Below are 16,660 nucleotides of genomic sequence, written 5' to 3'. Positions count from 1 at the left end.
GAAACTGTACTCTTTGCCGTTAGCACGCACTTTCATCGCTTCTAAGTCCACTTCCACTTCCGCGCCTTCAGTGGCCTCAACAAATTGAAAAATCTCGTCGACTTCTTGTTCTGCTAAGCGCACAGGGACCATTTGGTTGTTGATCGAGTTGCCGTAAAAAATATCGGCAAAGCTCGGCGCGATCATGGCTTTGATACCGTAGTCGGCTAACGCCCAAGGAGCATGTTCACGTGATGAACCACAACCAAAGTTCTCGCGTGCGAGCAGGATTGAGGCCCCTTTATAACGCGGAGCGTTGAGGACGAAATCTGGGTTAGGCTGTTCACCGGCATCATCTAGAAAGCGCCAATCATGAAAGAGATGCTTGCCAAACCCTAAGCGCGACACCTTTTGTAGGAACTGCTTAGGAATGATTGCATCAGTGTCGACATTCGCTGCATCGAGAGGCACAACCAAGCCGGTATGTTGTTTAAATCCTGACATGTGGTGTCTCCTTAGTTTAACTCACGAATATCAACAAAGTGGCCAGCAATGGCGGCAGCGGCGGCCATGGCAGGGCTGACTAGATGGGTACGACCCCCACGGCCTTGTCGACCTTCAAAATTTCGGTTTGATGTGGAGGCGCAACGCTCTCCTGGCCCTAAGCGGTCATTGTTCATGGCTAGACACATAGAGCAACCAGGTAAGCGCCATTCAAAGCCAGCTTCTTTAAAGATGACATCGAGCCCTTCAGCTTCGGCTTGCGCTTTTACTTGCTCGGAACCCGGTACGATCAACGCTTGCACATGAGCCGCCACTTTGCGTCCTTTCGCCACTGCGGCAGCGGCGCGCATATCCTCGATACGAGAGTTAGTACAAGAACCAACGAACACTTTATCAACGGAGTAGTCAGACAGCGCTTTGCCAGCTTCTAGTCCCATGTAGGCAAGGGCTTTCTCCGCAGAGGCTTTCTCGATAGGATCTTGAAAGCTCTCGGGCGTAGGGATTGGACTATCGACGGCGATCACTTGTCCTGGGTTTGTCCCCCATGTGACTTGTGGTTTGATGTCTGCACCATTTAGCGTAACGACAGCGTCAAACTTGGCGTCATCGTCGGTTTTCAGGGTTTGCCAATACTCTACAGCAGCGTCCCAGTTGGCGCCCGTAGGCGCAAATTTACGACCTTTGATGTAATCGAAAGTGGTTTGATCGGGTGCAATCAGGCCTGCTTTTGCGCCCAATTCAATCGCCATGTTACACACCGTCATGCGACCTTCCATCGACAGATCTCGGATCGCTTCACCGCAGAACTCGACCACGTAACCCGTGCCGCCCGCGGCAGTGGTCTTCCCTATGATGGCAAGTACGATGTCTTTTGCCGTGATGCCAGGGGCGACCTTGCCTTTGACTTCAATCTTCATTGTTTTGGCGCGCGCTTGCTTCAAGGTTTGAGTGGCAAGCACATGTTCAACTTCTGAGGTGCCGATACCGAATGCCAAGGAACCAAAGGCGCCGTGCGTTGCGGTATGTGAGTCACCACATACGATGGTCATACCCGGAAGCGTAATACCGAGCTCAGGGCCCATTACGTGGACAATGCCTTGGTATTTGTGGTTGATGTCATACAGTGTGACGCCAAATTCTTCACAGTTTTTGGACAGCGTTTCCATCTGGATTCGCGCCATTTCACCGGATGCATTGATGTCTTTGGTGGTGGTTGAGACGTTGTGATCCATGGTTGCGAAGGTCTTGCTGACTTGACGCACGGTGCGTCCTTTCTCACGCAAGCCATCAAACGCTTGTGGTGAGGTCACTTCATGCACTAAGTGACGATCAATATAAAGGATAGGGTTTTCACCCTCGGCTTCGACGGCGATATGTGCGTCATACACCTTTTCGTATAATGTTTTACCCATTGCTCTTCCTCGTCGTCCTTGTCGATAAACCCGCCAATGCCAAGCGGCGATTGGCGGTGTCATGACGACTTATAGTCTGTTGTGTTTGGTCTGTCGATTACGAGTTTAAAATGTATCCAGCGATTTTGTCGCCCATCTCTGAGGTCGTCAGAGCGGGGTTGTTACCGGCAAGGTCTGCGGTAAGCTCACCAGCGGCTAGCGCTTTTGACACGGCATGTTCAATATCTTGCGCTGCGGCTTCTTCGCCTAGGCTGTAACGCAGCATGAGCGCTGCAGACAGAATTTGCGCTACTGGGTTGGCGATGTTTTTGCCTGCGATGTCCGGGGCACTACCGCCAGCGGGTTCATACAGACCAAACTTGCTCTCATTGAGACTGGCAGAAGGGAGCATACCCATTGAGCCGGTGATCATCGCACATTCATCTGAGATGATGTCGCCAAAAATATTCGAGCACAGCATGACATCAAACTGAGCCGGATCTTTGATAAGCTGCATCGTGGCGTTATCGATGTACATGTGAGAAAGCTCAACATCTGGGTACTCTTTAGCGATCTCTTCCACTACTTCTCGCCAAAGAATAGAGCTTTGCAGTACGTTCGCTTTATCAATTGAGCACACTTTCTTGCGGCGCAGCTGCGCAGACTCAAACGCAATACGCGCAATGCGCTCGATTTCAAAGCGGTGATACACTTCCGTATCAAACGCTTTCTCGTTAGCACCCTCTCCTTCACGTCCTTTCGGTTGACCGAAGTAGATGCCGCCAGTCAGCTCACGCACGACGACGATATCAAAGCCACGCTCAGAGATGTCTGCGCGCAGTGGTGAGAAGGCTTCCAGTCCAGAATGGATTTGAGCTGGGCGCAGGTTGCAAAAGAGTTGGAAATGTTTACGTAGCGGCAGTAACGCACCACGTTCAGGTTGATCGTTTGGCGGTAGATGTTCCCATTTCGGACCACCTACTGAGCCAAATAGAACCGCATCGGACTCTTCACACGCCTTCACCGTGCTCTCTGGGAGTGGCGTACCGTGGTTGTCGATGGCGATGCCACCCACATCATGCTGTTCACGCTCAAAGCGGATTCCGTGCTTACTCTCAATCGCATCCAGTACTTTATTGGCTTGCGCCATCACTTCTGGGCCGATGCCGTCACCAGGGAGAACGGCAATGTTGTACGTTTTGTCTGTCATGTTAATCCTTTAATTTTAATTATCGTGAAGCCTTGAGACCGGAGTCTCAGGCGTCTTATACGGTTGCGATTTTTTTCTGTTTGATTTCAGCAATTTGGTTTGCACGGTGAATGCTGTTGATCACGTGAAGAAGGGCTTGGCCTGAGGCTTCGACAATGTCCGTTGAAACGCCGGTACCGTGATATTTTCGGCCTTTGTAGTTGGCGATAATATCCGCTTGGCCCAAACCATCTTCCCCTTCACCTTTGGCGGTTAAGTCAAACTTATCCAGTACAATATCATACCCAGTGACGCGATAGATACACTGGTACAAGGCATCCACCGGGCCATTGCCGACGGCTGCTTCGCAGCGCTCTTCATCACCGCACTGCAACTTGATACTGGTGGTGGCCATTACGCTACCAGATTGCACGCTGAGATAGTTCAACTTGTAGTAGTCATCTTCTTCGCGCAAGTTAGAGAAGTGCATCAAGGCTTCCAAATCGTAGTCAAACACTTGTCCCTTGCGGTCAGCCAGCTTCAAGAAATCTTCGTACAACGCATCTAGGTTGTACTCTTCGCTCTTGTAGCCCATCGAGTCCATATGACTCTTCACCGCGGCACGTCCACTGCGACTGGTTAGGTTCAACGCTTGGTTTTTCAATCCAATCGACTCTGGCGTCATGATTTCGTAAGTGTTCTTATTCTTCAGCATGCCATCTTGGTGAATGCCGGAAGAGTGGCTAAACGCGTTGGCGCCGACGATCGCTTTGTTGGATTGAATCGGCATATTGCACAATTGGCTGACGAGTTTACTGGTGCGATGGATTTCGTCGTGTTTAAGGCCAGTGTGAACGCCAAGCAGTTCTTGACGAGTTTTGATGATCATCGCGATCTCTTCGAGAGAGCAGTTGCCCGCTCGCTCTCCGATGCCATTAATGGTGCCTTCAATTTGACGTGCACCTGCTTGAACCGCTGCAATTGAGTTGGCAACAGACATACCAAGGTCATCGTGACAGTGAACAGAGATAATCGCTTTATCGATGTTTGGCACGCGGTTGAATAGAGTTTGAATAATGCCGCCAAACTCGTTGGGCACCGTGTAGCCTACGGTATCAGGGATATTGATCGTACTGGCACCTGCATCGATCGCCGCCTCGACCATACGACACAGGTTGTCAATTGGAGTACGGCCAGCGTCTTCACATGAGAATTCGACATCATCGGTATAGTTACGCGCATGTTTAACCGCTTTGACACCCATTTCGACTACATCGTCGTAGCTGCGGCGAAGCTTGTCTTGAACATGCACTGTAGAGGTTGAAATGAAGGTATGGATACGGAATTGGTCTGCGACTTTTAATGCTTCAGCCGCCGCATCGATGTCTTTTGCCACCGCACGAGAAAGCGCACAGATTCGGCTATTTTTGATATTGCGAGCAATCGCTTGGACGGATTCAAAATCACCCGGAGACGATACAGGGAAGCCTGCTTCAATAACATCAACGCCGAGTCTTTCAAGCGCGTAGGCAATCTGCAGTTTCTCTTTAACTGTCAAACTTGCTGACAACGCTTGTTCGCCATCACGCAATGTGGTGTCGAAAATAATGACTTGATCGTTCATGTTTGCTTCCTTAGTGATTTCTACACATTTGAGTGAGTGAATCGATGACTTCCGGTTTCGTTATAGTAAAAAAAAGCCCGCATATTGATGCGGGCTTTTTGAATCTGTGTGGTGGTTTTTCGTCCACAGCCTACCCGCGCGATTTGGTCACGATAAGGAGGAGGCTCAGCAGGAGAGAAAAACGCATATACATGATTAACGTGTCCTTAAAGGTCGTTATATATCCACAAAATTAAGTTAACAAATTAGTACCGTACTCAACCGCCTAGGTCAACCCTAAAGTGCAAGTTTTCTCCTCTTTCTTGTTTTCTTTATTTTCAACAGACGCAAAGGTTTGCGTTCTCTACTGAGTGTTGATGTCACGCAACTACAGTGAAACGTTCACGAACCTGTCACCAAGAACGCTTAGTTTGTCATCAATACCGTCATGGAAAGGAGTCGGTCATGCGTACTATCGAACCTATCGCAAAGTTAGATTTGGCGTTCTCATTGTTTTGCTTGCAGCACAAGTTTTCTTGGCCTGTGTCTCGCTTGAGCAAAGCCGTCTCTCACACAGGTGATGGACACCTCTATGTGTTATTTGGCGCTCTAGCGTGGGGCTGGGGTGGCGATACTGGGGCTTGGTTTCTGCTTGTTGGTTTAACGGCGTTTCTTATCGAGCTTCCGATTTACTGGACGTTGAAAAACCTATTTAAGCGTCGCCGTCCGCAGGAGTTGTCAGATCTGGTGCCCTCTTTTATTACGCCATCCGATCGCTACAGTTTACCCTCTGGGCATACGGCAGCGGCGTTCTTAATGGCCACCTTGATCGGACACTTTTATCCAGGCTTGGCGGTCATCGCGTTAGTCTGGGCCTGTTTCATCGCCTTATCTCGTATCTTGTTGGGTGTCCATTTTCTCACTGATGTGTTGTTAGGCGCCGTCTTGGGCATGATGTGTGCTCAAGCTGCCCTCACCCTGATTGGAGGTTAATGAGTGAAAATACTGTATGGCGTTCAAGGCACTGGTAATGGTCATATCGCTCGTGCAAGAGCAATGGCACAGTGTTTAAAAAAGAGCGGGTTGGAGGTGCAGTTTCTCTTTTCTGGGCGAGAAAAGTCTAAGTACTTCTCTATGGAGGAGTTTGGCGACTATCAAACTCGGCAAGGCTTTTCATTTGTGACCAATAAAGGTCAGGTGGATTACCTAAAAACCGCCTTGAGCAACAACCCCTGGCACTTTTGGCGAGAAGTCAAACAGCTCGATTTGTCTCAGTACGATCTCGTCCTCAATGATTTCGAGCCTGTGTCTGCTTGGGCCGCACGGCAACAAAACATCCCATCGATTAGCATCAGCCACCAAAACGCCTTTCGCTATCCTGTCCCTTTACGTGGCGCGAGTTGGTTTGATAAACAAGTCATCGAGCATTTTGCCCCAGCCAATTATCACATCGGGTTGCACTGGTATCATTTTGATCAACCCATTTTGCCACCCATTGTGCATACGCACAGAGAAGAAGTGGCAGAAGAAGCGTTTATTTTGGTTTATTTGCCGTTTGAAAGCACCGCCGACATTTCGGAGTTGTTGCTTCGTTTTGTTAACCATCGCTTTATCTGTTATCACCCAGAAATCATCGAACCTGAATTGATCGACAATATCGAGTTTATGCCACTCAGCGTCTCCTCTTTTCATCACCATCTCAATCGCTGCGGTGGGGTGATTGCCAATGGTGGTTTTGAGCTGCCATCAGAAGCGTTGACGTTGGGTAAGAAGCTGCTACTCAAGCCCTTGAGTGGGCAGTTTGAGCAACTGAGCAATGTGGCAACATTAGAGGATCTCGGGTTGGCGTCGTCGATGGAGATGTTGGATGCCTCGATTGTTCGTCGTTGGCTCGATGAGCCTGGAGCAGAGAGTGTGAATTACCCCGATGTTGCACAGGCAATTGTGGCGTGGATTGAAAAAGGGCGTTGGGATGATCAGTTGGCGTTGACCGGTGAACTATGGGAGCGAGTGGATTTTCCAAGTTATGTTACCCCCTCCTAGCGTGAGATAGGCGCTACGTTGATTCGACAAAAACAGCATCAGTTATTGATGCTGTTTTTGTATCTGCGAGAGTAACTATTGATTCCCTCCATAATAGCGGTGCGATATGGAAATGCGCGAGGTATATAAAATATTTGTATATTTCTATAAAAAACAGCGTTTTAGTTATTTTTATATGTTGCTTAACATGTTGATTTGTAAGTTCTTTCTGATTTGTATGATAAAAAATACTGATTAAATATCAATCTAGTTGATAAGCGCAGTTTGATTCGTTGATAGTAGTAATGCGTTAGGAAATATCTGACTTAGAAATACGAGTGCCATCCCGTGCCACGGCTTTCTGTTCCCCACCTATTCGCATCAAAAATATTGAATGAATTTGACGAATTTTAATGAGGCTTGCCAAATGAATGACAAGAAAGAATCGGTTAGCGCTATGTCTAGCTACCGTATGGAAAGTACGTTACGTGGAGTGGATCTCAACCTATTAACCGTGTTTGATGCAGTGATGCAAGAGCAAAACATCACACGCGCTGCGCATAATTTGGGCATGTCTCAACCTGCAGTGAGCAACGCTGTCGCACGCCTAAAAGTGATGTTTAATGATGAACTCTTTATGCGTCAAGGTCGCGGTATCCAGCCGACTCAACGCGCTCGCCAACTGTTTGGCCCTGTGCGCCAAGCGTTGCAATTGATCCGCAACGAGTTGCCAAGTTCTGTGTTTTCCCCTGAAACGTCAACACGTCTTTTCAAGCTTGGTATTTGTAGCCCTTGTGACATGCGTTTTGCACCTAAAATCATGGCAACGATTCACGAGTTGGCACCGAATGTCCAACTGCACCTCGATGCGGAATTTGACCGTCAATTGGCTGAGCGCATGCGTTATCAAGAAATTGATTTTGTGATTGATTACGCCCGTTTTGATGAGCAAGGTTTCTCAAGCACAGAAATCTTCCAAGACGAATTGGTTGTCGTCGCATCAAAAGCACACTCGCGCATTAACGGCAGCGTGAGCGCAGATGACTTGCTGCGTGAGCGTCATGCAAAACTGTCTAAAATCCATGGTCAGCGTAGCTTCTCTGAGCAAGCTTATCGTGATCTAGACGTACAAGCGTACTATGAAGGTACGAGCTTGAGTAACGTGCTGTACGTGGTTGGTCAGTCAGAGCTCGTGACAATCGCACCGCGTTGGATGGTTGAAAATGCCGCCAACAAAGAGCAGCTACAAGTACTTGAGTTCCCGTTTGAGAACGCCAATATCAGTGGTTACCTCAGCTGGCACGAGTCGAGTGAAAAAGACAAAGGCCACATCTGGTTGCGTGATCAACTGATGATGGTGTGCGGTGAAGTGGTCGCTTTAAACTAATTGACACACTTTTCTTGTATTAAAAAACCTTGGGTGGCTCTGGCCTCCCGAGGTTTTTTACTATTTAGCGGCAGAAGTTTGATGAGTGTCAGTTGCCTTTTCAAACTTGAAATGTACACTTGTGCGCTGAAATAAGGCTTACAGGTGTAAGCTAAAGGTAGAAGTGATGGCCAATTTAGATTTTCATATCGTACAACGAATTCGAGACAGAATTGCACAAGGCGCCGATCGCGCCGCGCTCAAGCACAAAGTGAATGGTGCTTGGCAAGACATTAGTTGGAAGCAGTTCGGTCAGCAAGTGGACGCCGTGTCGCTTGCACTATTGGCTCAAGGATTGAGAATACAAGATAAAGTCGGCATTTTTTCCAACAACATGCCGCAATGGACCATCGCTGATATCGGTGCGCTGCAAGCCCGTATCGTGACCGTTCCTATTTATCCGACCAACACCGCCGTCCAGTCCGCATACATCGCAGAAAACGCCGATGTGAAAGTGCTGTTTGTTGGCGAGCAAGCCCAGTTTGATGCGGCGTTAGAGATCACGACACTGTGCCCGCAACTTGAGTTGATTGTCGCTATGTCCGATGACATCGAATTAGGGGATGCGCCGAACGCGATGAGCTGGAAAGGGTTTATTGCCAGCGGCAGCCAAGCGCACCAAGCGGAGCTTGACGCGCGTTTAAGCCAAGCAAACGCCGATGATCTGCTGACACTGATTTACACCTCAGGTACTACCGGTCAACCGAAAGGCGTGATGCTCGATTACGCTAACATTGCCGCGCAACTTGAAGGGCATGACAAACGTCTGAGCCTCTCTCAAGATGATGTGTCGCTCTGTTTCTTGCCGTTGTCTCACGTGTTTGAGCGGGCGTGGACTTACTACGTGCTCTACAAAGGCGCGACCAACTGCTATCTGCAAGACACCATGCAAGTGCGTGATGCCTTAGGCGAAGTTCGCCCTACTGTGATGTGTGCAGTGCCAAGATTTTACGAGAAAATCTTCTCGGCCATTCATGAGAAAGTGTCTAAAGCCCCACTGATTCGCAAAGTGCTGTTCACTTGGGCGGTGAATATGGGCGCTAAGGTGTCGGCGTGTCATCAAGAGGGACGAAAGCCTTCTTTTCTACTGAAAAAGTCACATGCGCTTGCGGATAAGTTGGTTTTGTCAAAGCTGCGTGCTTTATTGGGTGGTCGCATCAACTTTATGCCTTGTGGCGGCGCAAAGCTTGATGAAACCATTGGCCGTTTTTTCCATGCTTTAGGCATTAACGTCAAGTTAGGCTACGGTATGACGGAAACCACCGCGACGGTGTCATGCTGGAGCGATACCGGTTTTAACCCTGACTCTATTGGTGTCACTATGCCCGGTGCGCAAGTGAAAATCGGAGAGAACAACGAGATTCTCGTTCGTGGTCCTATGGTCATGCGTGGTTATTACAAAATGCCCGAAGAGACAGCGAAGAGTTTTGACGAGCAAGGCTTCTTGAAGACAGGAGACGCGGGGCATATTGATGAGGATGGCCATCTCTTTATTACCGACCGTATCAAAGAGCTGATGAAAACCTCCGGCGGTAAATACATTGCGCCTCAAGTGGTGGAAGGGGCGATTGGCAAAGATCACTTCATTGAGCAGGTGGCGGTGATTGCCGATACGCGCAAATTTGTCTCCGCTCTGATTGTGCCTTGTTTTGACAGCTTGGAAGAGTACGCCAAAGAGTTGAACATTAAGTATCACGACAGGGTCGAGCTGATAAAACACCACCAAGTGGTCGAAATGCTGGAAAAGCGAGTCAAAGATCTGCAAAAAGAGTTGGCCAATTTTGAGCAAGTGAAGAAGTTCAAACTGCTGCCTAAAGCCTTCTCAATGGACGATGGCGAGCTAACGCCCACTCAAAAACTGCGCAGAAAAGTGATTAATGATAAATATCAGGACGAAATCGAAGAAATGTACAGTGATAAGCCGGAACACAAGTAGTTCCGCGCTAGGATAATTTTTCGATTGATGAAAAATCCCTCAATGACATACATGAGTCATTGAGGGATTTTTTTTGCGCTTTACTCATCAGCTTTAGCCAATGAGATGAGGATGACGAGAAGTGATGAAACAATATATATGACTAAAATTTTCCATTACTTTAATGCCTTGTATTGCTTTGGTGCCACTTGGTGAGTATTTAAGGCCCTGTTTCCTTGTTTAGTAGCATCTTGTCAATTTTGCGAGGTAAATCGCATTAGACCTGGTGCTAATTAAACGTTACATTTGTTGCGTTACCTTGCTTTTTGTTACGACAGAGCAGGACATAGCCGAAAAAGTGTATGTATTTCGATTAGGCTACGAATAAGACCTAGACTATGTAAAACCAGCTCAATTGATTGACCTTATTGATTGAGGTACTGGTAAGGAGAAAAATATGGCAGCAATGTTGTCCGGAGCAGAGATGGTGGTGCAATCTCTGATCGAAGAAGGCGTTGAACAGATCTTTGGATACCCAGGTGGTTCCGTTCTTGATATCTATGATGCGCTGCACGCCAAAACCGACCAAATCAAGCACGTTCTTGTGCGTCACGAACAAGCCGCTACCCACATGGCCGACGGCTATGCAAGAGCAACGGGCAACCCAGGTGTGGTGCTTGTCTGTTCTGGACCTGGTGCGACCAATACCATTACGGGGATCGCGACGGCGTACATGGATTCTATCCCGATGATCGTCATTTCCGGCAACGTGCCTAATAACCTGATTGGTAACGATGCGTTCCAAGAGTGTGACATTGTTGGTGTCTCTCGTCCTGTGGTAAAACACAGCTTTTTGGTGAAAAAAGCGGAAGATATTCCTGAAACGGTCAAAAAAGCCTTTTATATTGCTACTACCGGGCGACCAGGTCCTGTGGTGATTGATTTGCCTAAGGATGTGATGAATCCTTTGGTGAAGCTGCCTTACGAGTATCCTTCATCCATCTCAATGCGCTCTTATAAGCCGACAACCAGCGGGCACAAAGGGCAGATCAAAAAGGCGCTGAAAGCGCTGCTCGACGCGAAAAAGCCGGTTCTTTATGTCGGTGGTGGCGCGGTGATCGCCGAAGCAGATAAACCGCTGCTTAAATTGGCAGAAGCGCTGAATTTGCCGGTTGTTAGCACACTGATGGGGCTAGGGGCTTTTCCCGGCACACACAAAAATGCGCTCGGTATGCTCGGGATGCATGGCGTGTATGAAGCAAACATGGCGATGCATAACGCCGATCTGATCTTTGGTGTTGGGGTTCGCTTTGATGATCGCACCACCAACAATCTAGAGAAATATTGTCCCGATGCGAAAGTTATGCATGTCGACATTGATCCCTCATCCATCTCTAAAAACGTCAAAGCGGATCTGCCGATCGTCGGCTCTGCGGACAAAGTGCTGCAAGCTATGGTGGATCTGCTAGAAGATCAACAAGCATCCAATGATCAACAAGCATTGACTCGCTGGTGGGACGACATTCAAACATGGCGCGACCGCGCTTGCTTAGCGTATGAAACCTCTCCAGAGCGGATTAAGCCTCAGCAAGTTATCGAGACACTGCACAAGCTGACGAATGGCGATGCTTATGTGGCTTCTGATGTTGGTCAGCACCAGATGTTTGCCGCGCTCTACTACCCGTTTAATAAACCTCGCCGCTGGATCAATTCTGGTGGTCTAGGCACGATGGGCTTTGGCCTTCCTGCGGGTATGGGGGTGAAATTTGCTAAGCCGAATGAAGAAGTGGTTGTCGTGACGGGTGATGGCAGTATTCAGATGAACATCCAAGAGCTCTCTACGGCGATGCAGTATGATATTCCGGTGAAGATCATTAACCTCAACAACCGTTTCTTGGGCATGGTCAAACAGTGGCAAGACATCATCTACCAAGGGCGACACTCCAACTCCTACATGAGTTCTGTTCCTGACTTTGCAGCCATTGCACAGGCGTATGGGCATGTGGGTATCCGCATCGAAACCCCCGATCAGCTGGAAGCGGGCCTAAAGCAAGCTTTGGATATGAAAGATCGTTTGGTGTTTGTGGATATCAATGTCGATGAAACAGAGCACGTTTACCCAATGCAGATCAAAGGCGAGGGTATGGACAAAATGTGGTTGAGCAAAACGGAGAGAACCTAATTATGCGACATATTATTTCACTACTACTGGAAAACCAGCCGGGTGCCTTGTCTCGCGTGGTGGGGCTATTCTCTCAGCGTGGCTACAACATTGAGTCATTGACGGTATCACCGACAGACGATGAGACGTTATCACGCCTCAACATTACGACCATTTCAGATAACATGCAGCTTGAACAGATTCAAAAGCAATTGCACAAGCTGATTGACGTGCTGAAAGTGCAAGAAGTCACCGAGTTTGAGCATATCGAACGCGAACTGATGATGGTGAAAGTCAAAGCCAGTGGCTTTGCTCGCGCTGAAGTGAAGCGCACGGCGGATATTTTCCGCGGCCAAATTGTCGATGTGACCTCTTCGCAATACACCGTTCAGTTGGCCGGGACCAGTGATAAACTGGATGCCTTCATTCAAGCGATTTCTGAAGTGACGGACGTGATTGAAGTGGCGCGAAGTGGCGTGGTAGGCATTGCTCGCGGAGAGCGCACACTCAAGCCATAAACCCATCTTTAATTAAGTTTATCCCAATAAAAAACCACCTCGCGGTGGTTTTTTATTGCTGCTCAACGAACCATTAGTGCAGGATTCGCGCGCGAATGGTGCCTTCAATGCTTTTTAGCTTCTCAAGTGCCTCTTCAGAACGGCCCGTTTCAACGTCAATCACCACGTAGCCGATCTCTGCGCTGGTTTGCAGGTACTGAGCCGCGATGTTGATGCCGTCTTCTGCGAAGATGGTGTTAATTTGCGTCAGGATGCCAGGACGGTTTTTGTGAATGTGCAGCAAACGCGAGCAGTCACGGTGTTCAGGCAACGACACCTCTGGGAAGTTAACACTCGATAGGGTTGACCCGTTGTCTGAGTATTTCGCTAATTTACCCGCGACTTCCACGCCGATGTTCTCTTGCGCTTCTTGTGTTGAACCGCCAACGTGAGGAGTGAGGATAACGTTGTCAAACTTCTGCAGTGGTGATTCAAATGGGTCCGCATTGGTCTTTGGTTCCACCGGGAATACATCAATCGCCGCGCCAGCTAGGTGGCCTGATTCCATTGCATGGCACAGCGCTTCAATATCCACCACGGTACCACGAGCGGCGTTGATGAAGATTGAGCCTGGCTTCATGCGAGCAAACTCTTCAGCGCCCATCATGTTTTTGGTTTCTGGCGTTTCTGGTACATGCAGAGAGATGACATCACACTTATTGAGAAGCTCACTCATGGTATGAACTTGTGTCGCGTTCCCTAGAGAGAGTTTGTTTTCAATGTCGTAGTAGTAGACGCGCATACCCAAGTTTTCAGCGATGATGCCCAGCTGAGTACCGATGTGACCGTAACCAATGATGCCAAGGCGTTTACCGCGCGCTTCGTAAGAGTGGTCGGCACTCTTCTTCCAAATGCCACGGTGGGCAAGGGCATTCTTTTCAGGGATACCGCGAAGGAGTAGGAGAACTTGACCAAGCACCAACTCTGCCACACTGCGCGTGTTCGAGAATGGGGCATTAAACACTGGAATACCGCGAACGGACGCCGCATTAAGATCCACTTGGTTGGTACCAATACAAAAACAGCCAATCGCGACTAACTTTTCTGCAGCATCAATCACTTCCTTGGAAAGGTTGGTGCGCGAGCGAATACCAATAAAGTGGGCATCTTTAACGGCTTCTAGAAGTTCATCTTCTGCAAGGGAACCTTTATGGTACTCAATGTTGGAGTAGCCAGCGGCTTGCAAAACTTCGACCGACGATGGGTGAAGGCCTTCTAGGAGTAGAATCTTAATTTTGTCTTTTTCCAGTGAAACTTTGGCCATTATGTTCATCCTTATAATGGGAAATTGGGGCTTAACTGGCGCACATGTTAAATGACAACGTTTTTTCGACACTTAGTGTGACGCAAACGTTTTCCTTGTGCGTCTTCTGCTCACTAAGTTAACAAAAAAAATACAGCTTGGGTAAGAAAATTACGGAATAAGGAATAATTTTTATCGGGCTAAAAAGAAAAACGGCACCTAAAGGCGCCGTTTGTAAGGAAATAACTAAATTAAGTCGTTTTATGCCTCGATTTGGGCTCCGTTTGGTGTCCCGGTGATCACGACATCCGCGCCGCGATGAGCGAATAGGCCAACGGTTACGACGCCCGCAATGGCATTGATCTGATCTTCGGTCTTTTTAGGTTCAACAATCTTCATATTGTGAACGTCGAGAATGATGTTGCCATTGTCGGTCAGAACACCTTCACGGTAGACAGGCTCACCACCAAGTTTAACCAGTTCACGTGCAACGTAAGCGCGAGCCATAGGGATGACTTCAACGGGCAATGGGAACTGACCAAGAACCTCAACGGCTTTGGTGTTGTCGACAATACAGATGAACTTGTCGGAAATCGCCGCGACGATCTTTTCGCGAGTCAGTGCCGCGCCGCCACCTTTGATCATTTCACGTGCTGGGTTGATTTCATCCGCGCCATCGACGTAGACATCCAGTTTGGTCACGTCATTGCAATCAAACACTTCGATACCGAGTCCTTTGAGTTTCTCGGTGGAAGCTTCAGAGCTGGATACGGCACCTTTGATGTCGTCTTTCATAGTGCCCAATGCATCGATGAAGTGATTCACAGTGGAGCCCGTACCCACACCGACAATGCTGCCTTTTTCGACATATTGTAGTGCAGCCCAGCCGGCTTCTTTTTTCATTTCATCTTGAGTCATGCCCATCTCCTAAATGCGGTGTAAATATCGGTGAATTGCGCGCGATTATAGCCGCAAATGGCGCCTATTCCCAATCCCATATCCGGCTTGGGGTCACTATTTTTGGAAGTGGCACGTCCCATTGCTCAGCAGGTAGGACATCAACGTGTTGGCAATCATGGGCTAAGCCAATTGGCTTTGCGCCTTGCGAGCAGGCAAACCATTTGGCTAAGGTACGATCGTAGTAGCCGCCGCCCATGCCTAGGCGTTGGCCACTGGAGTCAAAACCGACCAAAGGTGTGCAGATTAAATCCAGTTTTTCTACCGGGATGACTTGAGTTTGGTCAAGCTTGGGCTCTGGAATGTAGAAGCGGTTTTCCACTAACGGCGTGTTGGCGTGATAGTGCAAAAATAGCAGGTGGCCTTTGGAAAAAGGATGCAGCACAGGGAGATAGGTTTTTTTACCTTGTTGCCATAGCCATTCGATTAACGGCATGGTGTCAATTTCGCCGTCCGTTGAGAGGTAAAGTGCGATGTGCTCGGCAGAGCTGAGCTCTGGAAGTGATGAAAACTGATGCACGAGATCAAGCGCGGCGAGGTGCTGCACATCACTGGCAAGTTGCTGTCGTTTTTGGCGGATGGTTTGACGAAATTGTTGTCGAGACTCAGACATGCTGCGTTACCCCTATCAAAGGGTAAATCCAACGCATGTTGCGCAAGGAGGATACCCCAGAGTGCCGTTGGAGATGTTGACCCTTGAACCAGCTGGTTCAAGGCGGATCAGCAATGATAACCGTAGGCTTCTCGGTGCATGCCGAGCTTGCTCAATAGCTATCAAGTACCGACCCTTGGGTATTGCTTATCGGCTCAGGGACTAATCCCCTCACGCACACTCCAGGGTAAATTCTTGATTATTGCTGTCCTGGCTTTACTTTATTCAATGCATCGTCAATCGATGCGGTGAGCAATTCCATGCGCTCACACATGTGATTCTGTTGCTCTTCCACAGTATCACGGGTTTCGAGTTCATGACAGAAGTTCAGCGCGACGAAGGTCAGCAATTGCACTTCATTGGTCATTTTAGTTTTTGCGGTCATCTCTTTTAGGCTTTCATCAAGGCGCTTTGCAGCTCGACGTAGTGAGTCTTCTTGTCCCGCAGGGCAATTCACTCTCGTTAGCTTTCCTAAAATTTCGACGTCTACCGCTTGATTACTCATATCAATTCAAATATTCCGATTAAGATGACAATCCAGCGCCCTACGCAATGTCACCGAGGAGGAAACTATAGGAAAAGCCTAGATAAGATTCAAGCTTTTCACGACCGACTCGGGTGTAAAAAGACACGAAATGGACAATTTGCGTAAAAGCTATTCACTATTGTTGATTCGTGCGTTTTCGCAAGGTGTGGTAAGTGTTAGGATTAGTCCCATTCCTGTAAAATTTGGGTCATTTCTATGAGCAATAAATCCCTACCAGATTACCTCTCTCTCGCAAGCGAACTGCAAAGTGCCGGACTGGCTGTGAACCCTTCGGAGCTACACGGCTTATTGACGGGCATGCTCAGCGGTGGTTTGAGTCTGACTGATAAAAGCTGGCAACCGATGCTGTTTGACTACACCAACGAAGGCATGGGATGGCCAACCAGTGCGTTAGCACACGCGCAAAAGACGTTGGATGTGACGGTTGCAGATATGACCAGCGCCAGCTTAGAGATGGCCTTGCTATTGCCCGATGAGGAGGCCAGTGCCTCGTTGTTTGATGTGGCTGATGGTG

General features: G+C 48.5%; 15 protein-coding genes and 1 other RNA gene. 7 read left to right on the top strand and 9 right to left on the bottom strand.

Annotated elements, in window-relative coordinates; all coding sequences use genetic code 11:
* From leuD to leuA, 4 genes are all read right to left on the bottom strand, one after another.
* Window positions 1-483 (bottom strand): 3-isopropylmalate dehydratase small subunit (gene leuD / locus AC6R0L_RS07650; RefSeq protein ID WP_500628784.1); only part of this gene is annotated, 483 nt, incomplete at its 3' end.
* 11 nt (window positions 484-494) lie between these two features.
* Complete coding sequence (gene leuC / locus AC6R0L_RS07645; RefSeq protein WP_487901397.1) at window positions 495-1,895, bottom strand: 3-isopropylmalate dehydratase large subunit; 1,401 nt, start codon at window positions 1,893-1,895, stop codon at window positions 495-497.
* Window positions 1,896-1,992: 97 nt separating this feature from the next.
* Window positions 1,993-3,084, bottom strand: coding sequence for a 3-isopropylmalate dehydrogenase (leuB, locus tag AC6R0L_RS07640; RefSeq protein WP_500628783.1), 1,092 nt, complete (start codon window positions 3,082-3,084; stop codon window positions 1,993-1,995).
* A gap of 55 nt (window positions 3,085-3,139) precedes the next feature.
* Window positions 3,140-4,687 carry a 2-isopropylmalate synthase gene (gene leuA / locus AC6R0L_RS07635; protein WP_500626334.1) on the bottom strand — a complete coding sequence of 516 codons (1,548 nt, stop codon included), beginning with the start codon at window positions 4,685-4,687 and terminating at the stop codon, window positions 3,140-3,142.
* A 444-nt stretch (window positions 4,688-5,131) separates the two neighbouring features.
* On the opposite strand from leuA, the gene AC6R0L_RS07630 reads away from it, so the two are divergent.
* The 6 genes from AC6R0L_RS07630 to ilvN all read left to right on the top strand — a co-directional run bounded on the left by AC6R0L_RS07630 (window position 5,132) and on the right by ilvN (window position 12,708).
* Complete coding sequence (locus tag AC6R0L_RS07630) at window positions 5,132-5,659, top strand: phosphatase PAP2 family protein (RefSeq protein WP_487901394.1); 528 nt, start codon at window positions 5,132-5,134, stop codon at window positions 5,657-5,659.
* A gap of 3 nt (window positions 5,660-5,662) precedes the next feature.
* Entirely contained in the window at window positions 5,663-6,709 is a 1,047-nt protein-coding gene (locus AC6R0L_RS07625; RefSeq protein WP_500628782.1) for an MJ1255/VC2487 family glycosyltransferase, read from the top strand.
* Between the two features lie 406 nt (window positions 6,710-7,115).
* The gene (leuO, locus tag AC6R0L_RS07620; RefSeq protein WP_487901392.1) at window positions 7,116-8,075 is read left to right on the top strand and encodes a transcriptional regulator LeuO; all 960 of its coding nucleotides are present in this window, start codon (window positions 7,116-7,118) and stop codon (window positions 8,073-8,075) included.
* Between the two features lie 166 nt (window positions 8,076-8,241).
* Window positions 8,242-10,050 (top strand): AMP-dependent synthetase/ligase, encoded by a 1,809-nt coding sequence (locus tag AC6R0L_RS07615; protein WP_500628781.1) that lies wholly within the window; start codon window positions 8,242-8,244, stop codon window positions 10,048-10,050.
* A 436-nt stretch (window positions 10,051-10,486) separates the two neighbouring features.
* Window positions 10,487-12,211, top strand: a complete 1,725-nt coding sequence (locus AC6R0L_RS07610) for an acetolactate synthase 3 large subunit (RefSeq protein ID WP_334554150.1) — start codon at window positions 10,487-10,489, stop codon at window positions 12,209-12,211.
* A gap of 2 nt (window positions 12,212-12,213) precedes the next feature.
* Complete coding sequence (ilvN, locus tag AC6R0L_RS07605) at window positions 12,214-12,708, top strand: acetolactate synthase small subunit (RefSeq protein WP_334554152.1); 495 nt, start codon at window positions 12,214-12,216, stop codon at window positions 12,706-12,708.
* A gap of 73 nt (window positions 12,709-12,781) precedes the next feature.
* Here ilvN and serA read toward each other — a convergent pair whose 3' ends face one another.
* The 5 genes from serA to AC6R0L_RS07580 form a co-directional block, all read right to left on the bottom strand.
* The gene (serA, locus tag AC6R0L_RS07600; RefSeq protein WP_487901390.1) at window positions 12,782-14,011 is read right to left on the bottom strand and encodes a phosphoglycerate dehydrogenase; all 1,230 of its coding nucleotides are present in this window, start codon (window positions 14,009-14,011) and stop codon (window positions 12,782-12,784) included.
* A gap of 240 nt (window positions 14,012-14,251) precedes the next feature.
* Window positions 14,252-14,908 (bottom strand): ribose-5-phosphate isomerase RpiA, encoded by a 657-nt coding sequence (gene rpiA, locus AC6R0L_RS07595; protein WP_500628780.1) that lies wholly within the window; start codon window positions 14,906-14,908, stop codon window positions 14,252-14,254.
* A gap of 64 nt (window positions 14,909-14,972) precedes the next feature.
* The gene (locus tag AC6R0L_RS07590) at window positions 14,973-15,560 is read right to left on the bottom strand and encodes a 5-formyltetrahydrofolate cyclo-ligase (RefSeq protein ID WP_500628779.1); all 588 of its coding nucleotides are present in this window, start codon (window positions 15,558-15,560) and stop codon (window positions 14,973-14,975) included.
* 49 nt (window positions 15,561-15,609) lie between these two features.
* A non-coding RNA gene (gene ssrS, locus AC6R0L_RS07585) (6S RNA) lies at window positions 15,610-15,791 on the bottom strand.
* 7 nt (window positions 15,792-15,798) lie between these two features.
* Complete coding sequence (locus AC6R0L_RS07580) at window positions 15,799-16,104, bottom strand: cell division protein ZapA (protein WP_334554159.1); 306 nt, start codon at window positions 16,102-16,104, stop codon at window positions 15,799-15,801.
* A gap of 237 nt (window positions 16,105-16,341) precedes the next feature.
* On the opposite strand from AC6R0L_RS07580, the gene AC6R0L_RS07575 reads away from it, so the two are divergent.
* A partial coding sequence (locus AC6R0L_RS07575; RefSeq protein WP_500628778.1) for a UPF0149 family protein occupies window positions 16,342-16,660 on the top strand: 319 nt, incomplete at its 3' end.

The sequence above is a fragment of the Vibrio sp. R15-SG3-ISO1A genome (genome assembly GCF_059833955.1).
This window is presented reverse-complemented; position numbering and strand designations above follow the sequence as displayed.

Excerpts from the sequence above, each read along its gene's own strand:
- leuA (WP_500626334.1), bottom strand. The coding sequence starts at position 4,687 with ATGAACGATCAAGTCATTATTTTCGACACCACATTGCGTGATGGCGAA.
- leuC (WP_487901397.1), bottom strand. The coding sequence starts at position 1,895 with ATGGGTAAAACATTATACGAAAAGGTGTATGACGCACATATCGCCGTC.
- rpiA (WP_500628780.1), bottom strand. The coding sequence starts at position 14,908 with ATGACTCAAGATGAAATGAAAAAAGAAGCCGGCTGGGCTGCACTACAA.
- leuB (WP_500628783.1), bottom strand. The coding sequence starts at position 3,084 with ATGACAGACAAAACGTACAACATTGCCGTTCTCCCTGGTGACGGCATC.
- AC6R0L_RS07630 (WP_487901394.1), top strand. The coding sequence starts at position 5,132 with ATGCGTACTATCGAACCTATCGCAAAGTTAGATTTGGCGTTCTCATTG.
- AC6R0L_RS07590 (WP_500628779.1), bottom strand. The coding sequence starts at position 15,560 with ATGTCTGAGTCTCGACAACAATTTCGTCAAACCATCCGCCAAAAACGA.
- serA (WP_487901390.1), bottom strand. The coding sequence starts at position 14,011 with ATGGCCAAAGTTTCACTGGAAAAAGACAAAATTAAGATTCTACTCCTA.
- AC6R0L_RS07615 (WP_500628781.1), top strand. The coding sequence starts at position 8,242 with ATGGCCAATTTAGATTTTCATATCGTACAACGAATTCGAGACAGAATT.
- AC6R0L_RS07580 (WP_334554159.1), bottom strand. The coding sequence starts at position 16,104 with ATGAGTAATCAAGCGGTAGACGTCGAAATTTTAGGAAAGCTAACGAGA.
- AC6R0L_RS07610 (WP_334554150.1), top strand. The coding sequence starts at position 10,487 with ATGGCAGCAATGTTGTCCGGAGCAGAGATGGTGGTGCAATCTCTGATC.
- ilvN (WP_334554152.1), top strand. The coding sequence starts at position 12,214 with ATGCGACATATTATTTCACTACTACTGGAAAACCAGCCGGGTGCCTTG.
- leuO (WP_487901392.1), top strand. The coding sequence starts at position 7,116 with ATGAATGACAAGAAAGAATCGGTTAGCGCTATGTCTAGCTACCGTATG.